12 protein-coding genes are annotated in these 12,847 nt (G+C 34.1%); 3 read left to right on the top strand and 9 right to left on the bottom strand.

Features of this window, described 5'->3' with window-relative positions; genetic code table 11:
- The first annotated feature begins 108 nt into the window (after positions 1 to 108).
- Positions 109 to 492 (top strand): ankyrin repeat domain-containing protein, encoded by a 384-nt coding sequence (locus Z054_RS0125240; RefSeq protein WP_024772785.1) that lies wholly within the window; start codon positions 109 to 111, stop codon positions 490 to 492.
- Positions 493 to 705: 213 nt separating this feature from the next.
- Positions 706 to 1,086, top strand: coding sequence for an ankyrin repeat domain-containing protein (locus Z054_RS0125235; RefSeq protein ID WP_024772784.1), 381 nt, complete (start codon positions 706 to 708; stop codon positions 1,084 to 1,086).
- Between the two features lie 43 nt (positions 1,087 to 1,129).
- On the opposite strand, the gene Z054_RS0125230 is transcribed toward Z054_RS0125235, so the two are convergent.
- The 4 genes from Z054_RS0125230 to Z054_RS0125215 all read right to left on the bottom strand — a co-directional run bounded on the left by Z054_RS0125230 (position 1,130) and on the right by Z054_RS0125215 (position 4,049).
- On the bottom strand, positions 1,130 to 1,900 hold the full coding sequence (locus Z054_RS0125230; protein ID WP_024772783.1) for a M48 family metalloprotease: 771 nt from the start codon (positions 1,898 to 1,900) through the stop codon (positions 1,130 to 1,132).
- 161 nt (positions 1,901 to 2,061) lie between these two features.
- Positions 2,062 to 2,535 (bottom strand): CAP domain-containing protein, encoded by a 474-nt coding sequence (locus Z054_RS0125225; RefSeq protein WP_024772782.1) that lies wholly within the window; start codon positions 2,533 to 2,535, stop codon positions 2,062 to 2,064.
- Between the two features lie 199 nt (positions 2,536 to 2,734).
- Entirely contained in the window at positions 2,735 to 3,517 is a 783-nt protein-coding gene (locus Z054_RS0125220) for a M15 family metallopeptidase (protein ID WP_316929951.1), read from the bottom strand.
- Positions 3,501 to 4,049 (bottom strand): ClpP family protease, encoded by a 549-nt coding sequence (locus tag Z054_RS0125215; protein ID WP_024772780.1) that lies wholly within the window; start codon positions 4,047 to 4,049, stop codon positions 3,501 to 3,503. Before Z054_RS0125215 ends, Z054_RS0125220 begins: the two co-directional genes overlap by 17 nt.
- 154 nt (positions 4,050 to 4,203) lie before the next feature.
- Here Z054_RS0125215 and Z054_RS0125210 point away from each other — a divergent pair, with 154 nt between their 5' ends.
- Positions 4,204 to 4,629 carry a GNAT family N-acetyltransferase gene (locus Z054_RS0125210; protein WP_024772779.1) on the top strand — a complete coding sequence of 142 codons (426 nt, stop codon included), beginning with the start codon at positions 4,204 to 4,206 and terminating at the stop codon, positions 4,627 to 4,629.
- Positions 4,630 to 4,635: 6 nt separating this feature from the next.
- Here the strand turns inward: Z054_RS0125210 and Z054_RS0125205 are convergent, their stop codons facing one another.
- From Z054_RS0125205 to Z054_RS31920, 5 genes are all read right to left on the bottom strand, one after another.
- Positions 4,636 to 6,081: a hypothetical protein gene (locus Z054_RS0125205; RefSeq protein ID WP_024772778.1), complete on the bottom strand. Its 1,446-nt coding sequence runs from the start codon at positions 6,079 to 6,081 to the stop codon at positions 4,636 to 4,638.
- Positions 6,082 to 6,261: 180 nt separating this feature from the next.
- The gene (locus tag Z054_RS0125200) at positions 6,262 to 7,407 is read right to left on the bottom strand and encodes a gliding motility-associated C-terminal domain-containing protein (RefSeq protein WP_024772777.1); all 1,146 of its coding nucleotides are present in this window, start codon (positions 7,405 to 7,407) and stop codon (positions 6,262 to 6,264) included.
- Positions 7,408 to 7,930: 523 nt separating this feature from the next.
- Positions 7,931 to 11,563, bottom strand: coding sequence for a beta strand repeat-containing protein (locus tag Z054_RS0125195; RefSeq protein ID WP_035093553.1), 3,633 nt, complete (start codon positions 11,561 to 11,563; stop codon positions 7,931 to 7,933).
- Positions 11,564 to 11,584: 21 nt separating this feature from the next.
- On the bottom strand, positions 11,585 to 12,238 hold the full coding sequence (locus tag Z054_RS0125190) for a hypothetical protein (protein WP_241461456.1): 654 nt from the start codon (positions 12,236 to 12,238) through the stop codon (positions 11,585 to 11,587).
- An 82-nt stretch (positions 12,239 to 12,320) separates the two neighbouring features.
- Positions 12,321 to 12,847: hypothetical protein (locus tag Z054_RS31920; protein WP_035093551.1), on the bottom strand; the 527-nt coding region annotated here is incomplete at its 5' end.

Genomic DNA, 12,847 nt, shown 5'->3' with positions numbered 1-12,847 from the left:
TAAGTTATTCTTAAAATTACACTATTTTTTATAAGAATAATGTAATTCATTTGCGGCGTCAAATTTTTGACATAGCACAAATCAATAATGAACCTATAAAAATAAAAAATGAAAAAGCTATCAATTTTAGTAATGTGTATGACGGTTGGTCTAGTTTTAGCAAACGATCCCGTGAAAAACCTTAAATCATACAAGGTTGTAAAAACAGAAATTATTAATGTTTCTCCTTTTTGTATTTCAATCGCTAAAGGCGACTATGAAATGGTGAAAAAAATGGTTGAACTAGGAAGTGAAGTAAATAAATTTTCAGAGGGTATGACACCTCTTATGTATGCAGCTCGTTATAATAGATTAGAAATCATTAAACTTTTGGTTGCTAACGGTGCAAAAATCAATCTTAAAAATACGAAAGGCTATACTGCAATGAAATATGCAGAAATTTCAGGAGCCAAAGAAGCTATGACTTTGATCTCAGAGCTTAAGAAAAAGTAATTACTCAGAATTAGTTTTAAAACCTGTATAAACCCGTCTATCATTTTATAATGGTAGGCGGGTTTATTGCATAAAAATGTATCAGCTTTATCAGAATATTTTGTTATGAGAAAGTTAAAATCCTGTTATTTGGCAAAAGTAGGTGTAACATGATACCGATTCTAAGGTCGTACTGTATATAAGTCAATCAAATAACTTAAAATCAATTTCATCATGAAAAAAACAGTTTTAGCAACCTTATTGGTTATGTGTATTACCTCTGTAAGTATAGCTGCAGAAACAAATGTGACTACTGCCAGTCATAATTATGATCTTACAGCATATAAGACAAGTCCGTTTTGTATGGCAATTGTAAAAGGAGATTTAGAAACCGTAAAAAAACTGATTGAACTCGGAAGCGATGTTAATCAAAAATCCGACGGGATGACACCACTTATGTATGCTGCGCGATATAACCGTACAGATATTATTAAAGTGCTTGTGAAAAATGGAGCAAATATCAAAACTAAAGATAGTAAAGGCTATACAGCAATGAAATTTGCAAAGTTATCTAATGCCAAGGATGCAGTAGCTCTTCTAGAGAAACTGTCATAAGTTTTAAAGCCATTGCTTGTTGATATAAACAGGCAATGGTTTTTTATTGCACATTACTATATTCTCGTATTGCCTCTTTGATTTTTTCTATACGATTTTCGGGGTCAGGGTGGGAGCTTTGAAACTCAGGAGTACGGTTAGGTCCGGCAGCAGCTTTTAGAATTTTCATCACACCAATCATTTCTTCAGGATTGTAGCCCGAATTGATCATAAATAAAATACCTAGTTTATCACTTTCTAATTCATCACCACGCCCATTTTTTAATAAAACATTTTGTCCGATACCATTTACAATTCCTCCGGCATCTGCACCAACTGATGCCCCGGTAGATATAGTTTTCCAGAATTCGTGTTCTGCTATTCTTTCTGCAGAATGTCGCCCTAATACATGGCCGATTTCATGGCCTAACACACCAGCAACCTGATCTTCATTTTCTAATTTGGATAACAAAGCATAGGTTATAAATATTTGCCCTCCTGGTAATGCAAAAGCATTAATAGTATTTGGATCGGCTAATAAATGAAACTCATATTTATACGGAGTTTGTTTTGCCATACTCGAATTGACCAATTTGTTTCCGATCATATCAATATAGCTTTGTAATTTTTGATCAGGGTATAACCCTCCGTGTTGTTGGGCCATTTCGGGAGCACTTTGTAATCCTATAGCTATTTCCTGATCACTTGTCATATTAATATTTTGTACTCTATCTGTATAGGGATTTAGTGTTTTATTATTACATTTTTTAAAAAATGCAAATGCTATAATTGCTAAACCTATTAATATTCTAATTTTTAAGCCGCCACGTCTCATTATAAATTAATTTTGATATCGAAAAGCTTAAAGTTAATGAATATAAAAGTTGCTTACTAATAAAATGCAAAAAACACTTTTTAGTAAGCAACCACTAGAGGTACCGTTCTTAGTTAGAGAACAAGATTAGTGCTAACCTTGCATAGTTGAGTTTGCAGAGTTTAGCGGTAAAAAATTTGTGTATAGTAGTATCTGCCACTTTCATCTTTTATAGCAGCAATACCAGTGTGGGTGTAGTTACCCTCAATATTTTTTCTATGTCCTTCACTGTCAATCCATCCAGCTACAACACTTTGGGCATCGGGATAAAAACTAGCTACATTTTCTGCCATTCCTGTAGCATTTTCCTTTTCTCGTAGAGTTTTGAATTTAGCATCAAAATTATCATGGTTGATATTACCTTTAGAAATCATATATCGTGTATGATCCGCAGCTAGTTGTTCGGCAGTTGTATTTTTTGCCAAAGCCTCTAGTCCTTTACCTTGTCGATATTCATTTACCAATTTTAGTATTTCGTCTGTAATCGAAATTTCACTTGGAGTTTCTGTAATGGTATTGTCATCATCTTTAGAACAAGAAAAGGCAGTACATAAAAGAATAAAAGCGCAAAAATATTTAATTAAAGAAGTTTTCATTAGTATGGGGTCTTTATTTTAATAAATAACTAAAATAGTATAATTTTAGTATATAGAATTGATCTTGACTTTTTTGATTTAACCGAAAAAGAAGAATTTTACACATAGCATAGGATGCGACGAAATAGTAAAAAGGTGATTTTGAGTTAAAAGGAACATTTTTCTGGAGAATTATAAAAATAATAAGAATTTTATATTACTATAATAATTCTGGGTTAATATCAGATATGTTCTCTGTAATATATTGTTTAATGAAGTCTTCTGAGAAAAAGTTACTGCCAAGTAAATTTGCTTTTTTTAACTCTGTGGCAATATCTAGTTTCTGATATGCTTTTAACATTGGAATAGAAAGTGGAGCATACGAATAGTGCCAAGGTTCATATTTAAAACCTTTTCTATTTTCTTTATCTGTATATACAAGATAGAAACCAAAAGAGTTAGCATGTTTATCTATCCACTCTTTAAACTTACAAAATGGGCCATCACCCTCAAAATTCTCGGCAAGAAGCAATCCTTTGGGTTGTGGAGCATTACCATCTACAATATCTAAATCTGTACCCCAGTGATGTCTTGATGTACCAGGAATGGTAGAATATTCTATAATCTTTTGTATTGCTTTAATAGGGGATAACCCTTCGGTTGTAAACTTTTTGTATTTACGTTCCCAGATTCGATTCTGGTGCGCATAGTTTCTATAACTGGAAACAACTTTTATTTTGAATCCACTTTTTAGTGCTTCAGTCTTCATTTTAAGAAAAGCTTCATAAGCATCTTTTCGAAGCTTATATCCATCACCAAAAAGTAATGGATTGCTTTTTCCCATAAGATCATCTTTAGAGAATTCTGACTGAAGCATAGAAAATGATGATAATGAAACTCCGATCATCCCCAGGGCACTAATACCAATAAAATCTCTTCTTACCATAGGTATAATCGGATTACAATTTATATCATTTCTGGATGTATTATTCCAGAATTCCATCTATAATTCCGTATTCTAATGATTCTTCAGCATCCATCCAATAATCACGATTAAAGTCCTTCAATACTTTCTCAACATCTTGCCCGCAGTTATCAGCAAGTATTTGAGCACTTAGTTCTTTGGTCTTAAGAATTTCTGCTGCCTGAATTTCTATGTTAGAAGCTTGTCCTCTGGCACCACCACTTGGTTGATGAATCATCACTTTTGCATGAGGCTGGATAAATCTTCGGCCTTTTTCGCCTACACTTAGAAGAATTGACCCCATAGAAGCAGCTAATCCAGTGCAAATAGTAGAAACCGGACTTTTTAAACTTTTAATCGTATCATACATTGCAAATCCTGAAGTAACATATCCTCCAGGACTATTAATATATAGTTTGATTTCTTTGTTACTTACCATATCCAGATACATAAGTCTGTCGATTACATGTTTAGCCGACTTGTCATCTACCTGTCCCCAAAGAAATACACTACGTTCCTCTAGAAATTTTTTATCGATCAGATCTTGTGTTTTTCCTGATTTTTCTTTCATCTTTATGTTTTTTGTTCTTTTAAACTCGTTTGCAACACTTAAAAAGAAGCTATAAATAGCCAACAAAACAATATAATTGGCAGATTCTTTATTTTTTAAGAATTCTTTACATCTTTGAGATAAATGTATAATTATTTTTGCAGAAAAGCATCATATGGATTTAGCATTTCACAAAATTTTAAAGGAGGACTTTGATATCGTTTTACCATTACTTCAGAAATTGATGAATAATCAATTTTCTGATGTTGTTTTAACGCAAAGGTTTAGTGAGATGTTTGAACAGAATTATGAATGCTGGGGAGTGTATTCAGATAAAAAATTAATTGGCTTTTTTGGGTTATGGTTTATGACACGTCATTATGTTGGAAGGTCATGTGAGCCCGATCATGTATATATTGATGAGCAGAACAGAAGTAAAGGAATAGGGAAGAAAGTATTTAATTGGATTTATGAATATGCAAAGAGTAGGGGATGTGAAGCCTCAGAACTAAATAGTTATGTAGTGAATTATCTTTCACATAAATTCTACCTTAATGAAGGATATGAAATATGGGCACATCATTTTGTGAAGAAATTATAGATTTTTTTAAAAATCATTTATTGTAAAATACCAATCTGCATCGTCTATATAAAGAGTGGTATCGAAATTAAGTCTAACATAAATTTGTACAGTAAATGTTGATGTCGTTTGAGCAGTAACCTGAATAGAAGATTGATAATTACTTGGATCGTTTACCGTTAATTGAATAATATAGTCATCACTACTCCTTGCACTACTAAGTGTCACCGTATAGTTACCAATACCGTTTCTCACTACTGTAGCTCCTTGTATTCTTAAGGCTGTTCCATTTCCTGCTACTTTACCCATTGCCTTTACAGGACTATCGAAAAAAGCTCCGCTATCAGTACCTGCTGTAATATCATTATTAGTGTCTGTGCTTACAATTACTCCTGCACTGGGTCCTGTAAAATTATTTATTTGTTGCCAATTGGTGCCATCACTTTTTATCCATAATACAGATTCACTTCCGATAGTAGTCTGGTTTGAATTGGTAAGATCACGATACGTGCTAATAGTTCTGTTTGCATTGGTACTATTTTTCAGAATGTAAATCCTACCCTCACAAGTATTGGCATTAGGTAGCGTTATGTTATGTGCTCCCGTGATATGAATAGTATGATGATTTTCGGTTAATGTTAGATTTCCGATAGTACTGGTTATCGAAGTAGAAAAGGATCCTTCGAGCTGTAAAGTAGAGTTTGCAACATTAAATCCGGTGGACGGATCATCATAGCCAGTGTCTACAGCAACTTCTTGTGGGTTTAGGTTAATACCAAATCTAGTGGCGGCATCAGCAGTATTGTTACTTCCTTGTACTCTAAAAAACTCTCGATGAAACTGACCACGTCTATAATCGTATCGTTTAAATACAATAGATTCATTACCATCATCACCAATGATAAATTCTAATTTCCCATCATTTGCAGGCCCGGCAGAACCGATTTCAAACAGATCTGTTCCTCCAGTACTTCCTTTTAGGCGAAAACTTCCATTTGTTGTTGTAAAGAACATTGGTTTATAAAAAGACGCACCTGCAGCCGCAAACTGAAGCGCAGATGTAGTACCGTCTCCATTAATATGTACCATGGGTTGATCATTATCTGTGTAATCAGGAAAGGCTTGTGTTAGTCCTAAGGTTTGTCTTCTTCCAAATTGTAATAATGGTAAGTTGTTGGATCGAATTTCCATTTTCACATCATCGATGTGACCTAAAAAGGATGTGGTGGGCAAGCCTGTATTGCCATCTATCAACCAATTATCATTAGTAGTAGCTACCCAATTTGTGCCATCAAAAACAAATATTTTACTTTCTTCCAGATTGTATAGAATTGATCCTGTAGCGGCAGCAGTTACGCCATTCATCTCTACATTTGTAGTAGCGGTCGGAAGTCCCATAACAGAAAACTCATCGATCTGAGAAAAAATAATTCCAGGTAGAATTAGCAGGATAATAAGTAATGTTTTCTTCATTTAATACTAATTTAAAATTAGTAATGTCCCTAAAAAATGACTTTGCGTAATCTGAAGTTAACTATTTATTATTTTATAAGTATCGTGAATTTATATTTTTTTGGAATATGACTTTTTTATTTGATGGAAATAATACTGTATTAGTGAGTCAAAATTATAGTTTTTGGGCGAAATGTAATCTTACACATTAATATACAGATACCCTGAACGATCTTTTTGACCTTCAATTTTTAATATATAATAATATGTACCAACTGGTAATTGTTCATCTTTAGCAATTGTAGCTCTACCTTCAGAGTAACCTCCCCATGAATTGTCATATCCTTTTTTACGGTATACTTCAACTCCCCATCTATTAAAAATTGTTAGTTCGTTGTTTGAAAATTGCTCAATACCCTGAATGATAAAAGTATCATTAACTCCATCACCATTCGGAGAAACTGCTGTAAATATTTCCAGATCACCGTCTAATATGATATCTGAAGAACCAAATGTAAGAATAACGTAATTATCAGGAATCATTAGTTCTGAAGTGATTTCTCCACTATTTAAATCCCCAGAAGCGACAAAGTTTCCTAAACTTACCCATTGTTGTAAATTTCTATCCCATCCTACAACTCTAAGATCTTCTAACTCATCAACAAGAGTTGGTATATTACTATTGTCATCCCAGGTAAGAGTTACTCTAGTTTCTACATCTCCATCAAGGTCCCAAAATTCAAAAGAACTCACACCAAATAATACATTACTAAAATTATCAGTATTAAAACTGGTAGAGAAAAAATTAGGAGTATTTGGGTCTTCAAAGAAATATGCGCCTCTCGCTGTATTTACAGCTGCCTGAGTGTCGATACGCATAGGGCGTAATCTAAAATCATCTCCAATAGGGAAAGTAAAATCTAATACTCCGGTAATAGAAGAATATCCATCTACATATCGATCATCATTTGCACCCAGATATGGAGCATCATTTATATAATCTAAAGAAACATTACGTCTATCTCTGGGAGTTTGTACTCGTCCGGTTATAAATTCCTGAAAGTTTGTTACACCAACAGCAACATCCAGCAGCAAATCGTCTACAACATCAATTTCCATATTATGAAATACGGGACGATTATCACCTGTTACATTAAGGCTACCTGTAGGATTATAAAACCCTGCAAGACCTAAATTTTGGTCGAATGTACCATCATTAATTAAATCAGTGTGGAAACCAACTTCACCTTGATCGTGAATTTGAATATTCCCATAGTTATGAAAAGCTTGTTGAGCTATAGTAACTTGGGCCAGAAAGCATACGACAATAAAAATTATTCTATCCATAGTTATATTGGGGTAACACTGTTTTACGGTTTAACAGTAAATATGTTATGGCAAATATATTCTTTTTTAGCAAAGTACACCACTTTTTCACGATAAAATGCAATTATTTATCGGTGAAATGCATTTTTAGTTCGATTAAAGGTATGGTTTTGTTGAAAAGTTACATATTCGTAAAAAATAAACATTTTGACAAAGCAAACATAAGAAAATAAATAGATTGATATAGAAATTTTACTGAATTATTGTAAAAATCAATGATTCAATTTGAATTATGTATTATTTATTATAATTCTTTGATATTTTGCTTAAATGGTTGATAATAAGTTTGATTTTTTTCTTGGGGTACTTAAGGTATTACTTTAAAGATCAGTATTTGATCATTAAAAAGTAAAAGTGGTGTTTGGTTCATAAAGATTTGATAAATATGTGTTTAACAATCATTAGGATTAAGTATTAAAGTAAATCAAATACAGGGGTAAATACACCTAACCTAATTTTAAATATTTTATTTTTTTATAAATTACTAATTTGGTTTTACTCTATATGTAATTCTCCTATTGGTTATCACAGTCTTGGCTCCTATGGGGAAGGTATTAGAAAACTCAGATGTACTATTAGATAATGTTGCTGTAGCTGTTATTAATGTTCCAGCGGGATAAGTTGTTGCTAATACAAGTTGAAAAGAGAAACGATTCGTAGTGTCTGCATTTCCATCAGGATCCGAGTATGATGAAGTCCCAGAAGCCTGATCCGAACCACTCCCTTCTATCGCAGAACCTAAATATATTTGACCCTCACCATAATCTTGGGTTAGTCCTAATTGATTATCACCAGTAGTTGCTGTTCCCTGAGAAATATCAGTAACAAAAAACTCTAATGTAGCACCTGGTCTGCTCCAACCACTTACTCTTAGTCTATTTCCTGTAATTACGATAGATTCAAATGTAGGGAAATTAAGACTCCCATTAGGTCCGGTATCACTATCATTAGTGTCATTTATGGTTATACCATCACCTACAGGGTTACCAGTAGTTGCTTGATCTATGTCAATACCCAAAGCAGGGCTAGACGTACCATTATTGTATATAGAGTTTTGAGAAATTAAATTTCCAGAAGTATTACCTCCTGTAATTACTATACCCGCACCTCCATTATTTGCAATAATATTTGATGTAATTGAAGAGTTATTTCCATACAAGCGTACACCACTGTTTTCTGTAGATCCCGAGCATATTCCTCCATTTTGACCTGAGTTAGTGATTGTATTTTCATTTATTAGTACACCACCAGGGTAATTCCATCCTTCTATTCCAATTGCAGCGGTATTATTGATCAAGTTATATTGAATTGTAACTCCAGAACCACTTACCAGAGCAATACCATCAGCACATCCATTAGTACCATTAGCTTCAATATCATTGTATTGTATTGTGGTTGAAGTTCCTCCGTTAACAAAAAGTCCTGTATCTGTATTTGAAGCAATATAGTTATTGGAGATAGTTGAAATTCCTCCTGTTATTTCAATTCCATAATCAATGTTTCCAGACGATAGACCGTCTGCATTTACTCCAATAAGATTTCCATCTATTATAGAAGAGCCTGATTCTAATATAATTCCAGAATTACTTCCCGCATAAATTGAAAGACCTCTTATAACTGTATTATTTCCTTGTACACGAAGCACATCTCCATTGTTTCTGTGTACTTGAATTTCAGGAAGATCATAATTAGGTAATGTATTTCCTGATACTCCTACGGTACTTCCTCCACTTCCAATAGTACCGGTATTGGTATTAGAATATGCCGTTTGCGTTCTACCGTCTATATTTGTATTGGTATCTGTAATGGTTGTAAGGTTACTGCCATTGCTAATGGTAATATCGAAATACCCATTAGCAAAATTTGCATCAGCAGTCCGACCTAAAGAGTCACCAGTAGGAGGAATCATAAAAACTGAAGTATCTTCTCCAGAAGCTGGATTAAATATACTATTAGCTTCAATGTCTAATCCTGTTTCATCCAAATTATTAGAATTTACAATAAACTGTTCCAATGACCCTTGACCACTTTCATTAGTATTTACTATTGTATTAAAGTTAAAACCAAAATCCATACCAACAACTCCTTCACTTAGTATGGTTATTGAAGATATACTTTGGGCACCAGTAAAAGTACTTGCAGCCACATCCTGTTGTGATGGCAAGGCGCCTCCTATTTCTGTAGTAACATCTGTAAAGACAGTTGCTGCATAATTTCTTCTGTATGTTTGGATAGGATAACATGTAGTACAAGCAGCTCCACCACCTCTGGTAGATCTAACAGTACTGTTAACCACTCTCACACTATACGTGCCATTTTGCATACCTCCAATAGAATATTGTCCATTGGTATCAGTAGTGGTAGATTCAATAAATGTTCCAGTGTTATCATAGAGCTCTACAGTAGCTCCCACTATTGGCACTCCTGATGAAGTTGCCTGATTCCTACCGTTTCCACCACCATAATTTACATCTTCAAAAACAGTACCTATAATAAGATTACTTGGGACTTTAAGTAATACTGCATTAGAGATCACAAAATCCTGACCCACACCTACATTTGTAGTTACAGTAGATTCACCAGGACCTATAAAAGCAGAAATATCATAGGTATCTAAATCTAGACCTAGAGTAGTTCTATTAACAACCGGGCCAACAGTGTTGTCATATACTGTAGAGTTAAATGGGTTTCCTCCTGTTTGCCCTCCATCCCCAGACAGATTAAATGTTCCTGAACCTGTAGTTACAGTAAGAGATTCATTATTTGCTAATCCCTGATCACCTTCCCAGGAAAGTATAGTAGTTTTAGAACCCGACGCTCCTATGGCAAAAAAACCAGTTAGATTATAACTGTTACTATTATTTTGCTGACCATCAAAACCATTATATAGATTAATACTTACGGCGGGTAGGGCAGGAGCAGTATAAAATATCATTAAACTCCAACCTCCTAGCACAACTGTACTAGAACAATAAGGTTCACCATTATCAATAGTAAGATTAGAAAAATCAAATGTATTTGTAGAAAGATTAGGTATACCTTGTATTAATGTGGTGACATCACTAGTCATTCCATATAGACTTGCACCTCCAAAAGTGGAACTTCTAATAATATCTGCATTCACAGTTTGTCCTTCAAAAGTTACCGATTCATCTGGCGAAGCCGAAGAATGTGCCCAGAAAAGATATGCTTTTTCAATTGTAGCACCAACCGGTATAGTAGTAGTTAATGTTGTTCCGGTGGTAGCACCAATAATACTACATTCATTAACAGTACTGTTTCTAAACGAATCTCCGGTAACGGCATAATCATAATACCCATTAAACTCATCAAAAAGTGTTAGTGGTACATTTGCCTGTATGGGAGTATCACCAGGATCGTCAATGATAGTTGCTATGGCATTATCTAAAATAACAGTTGGGTCACTGGGGTTAGAGAGTATCAAATTAAAAGTTTCGTTAACTTCAGCGTAAGAATTATCTATAATAGGAACAACCACATTAATAATTTCTCCTGTAGTACCAGAGAAATTAAGGGTAGATGAAGTAGTGGTATAATCCAACCCTGCAATTGCAGTATTATCAGTGGTAGTATAATCTACAGAAAAAGGACCAGTAGTTGCCCCGATTTGCGTAACTTGAAAAGTTGCTGTTCCTGCATTTTCATTAACAAAAATATCAGTAATACTTAGTTCTGCTGGTGGTTGAACGACATTAAATGTAAGCGTTGTATTTGTGAAAAAATTTGGAAACGACTCTAGAATTAAAACTCCATCTTGATAGACTCGTACATAACTACCAAATCCATTCCAACCATCACCAAAAGTATCTTCTAATAGTAATGTATACCCAGTTCCATATGGAACACTGGCATAAGCTTGCGGAGTACCAATATTGTTATAAGCGGTATTTGAAAAACCTGTAAAACAATCACCAGGATTACAGATTGTAGGAGCTATTGTAGTATTTGAAGGGTCTCTAAAAGTAACTCTGTTTTCAGATGACCATGCTACCCAATTAACTTCAATTTCTATCAGTGCTTGAGAGTAAGAAATAAAATTACCAAATACTAACATACAAAGTATGATAAGTAATCTGATATGTAGATGTTTTTTCATTAAGGCTTTGATTATGTTGATTTATTTAACAACAAATACTACATTGATCAATGAATTATAATCTGCCGGCTGACCAATAACAGTATAAGTTAAAACTCCATTTGCATCTATACTCATAGTACCAGTGTTAAAAACTGTTGGGTCAGCAAAAGTTACATAGTAATGTAATTCGTTTGCAGCATATACAGGTATATCTGGTGCTGAAGGACTAGTTGCAGTAGGAGAAGAAAACTGAGCAGTATATTGGGTATAAAGATTTAATGTAAATGTACCATTCGTTGCTACAGGAACTTCAATTGATGGTGGGTAAAATACTCTTGCAGCTCCTGATGTAATGGGGGCAATAGCTTGTATTACTTGTTGTACATTAGTTTCAAGAGTTGGAGTAGTTTCACCACTTTCATCAACATCAATAGGAGTTGCTAGGTTTACTTCAGAATCTAATTGATCATCGGTACTTCTTTGCCACCCTGTGCTAGTAAATCGATAAATTTCCTGATCATCTAAATTAAAAACTATAGAACCAATTGTAGGACCAATAATAGCATTTATTTCAGCTAAATCAGTAGCGGCAGGTAATCCCATTAATGCATTTGCGTCACCTGTGCCAATCTGAGCATACATGCCAACAGATAGGATAAATGATAAAGATATGAGGGGTAGTGTTTTTTTCATTTTTAATAGTATTACGCTTTTCCTTACCTTAATTTTTTAGATATCTAATCTAGTTCCTTAAAAGATGAGTAAAGTAATTAAGTTAAAAATCAAGTACAGTAAACATGAATTCTAAATCTATATCATCTTTTTGATTAGTTCCATTATCGCTGTCTCCAATATTAACTCTAAATCCAGCTGTAGTTTGACTATAATATGTGATACCAGGATCATCATAGTTTGCTCCGGTATTACCTGGGCAATCACCTCCACAATCCACAATTGCTAATTGAATGATATAGTCATCATCTGGCATTGGACTTGTAAATGTTATTTGATAATCACCTTCATTTATCCTAGAAACAGTTGCATTCAATATTTTAGCAGCGGTACCATTACCTGCGACTTTCCCCATCGCTTTTACTGGGCTGATAAAGAATGCGCCACCATCAGTTCCTGCTGTGATTTCATTATTAGCATCTGTACTTACTACACTTAGATTAATTGTATTTCCACCGCTTATAGAGATATTACCTGGGGTTCCATCGGTAGAAAGTGTTTGATCATCTGTTGCAGGATCACCTTGTGCTCCAGTAGGCCCTTGTGCACCAGTTGCTCCAGTAGCACCTG

Origin of the sequence: Aquimarina macrocephali JAMB N27 (assembly GCF_000520995.1) — a bacterium.
GTDB classification, from domain to species: domain Bacteria; phylum Bacteroidota; class Bacteroidia; order Flavobacteriales; family Flavobacteriaceae; genus Aquimarina; species Aquimarina macrocephali.
The sequence above is the reverse complement of the archived record's forward strand: the minus strand, read 5'-3'. Positions and strand labels throughout refer to the sequence as shown.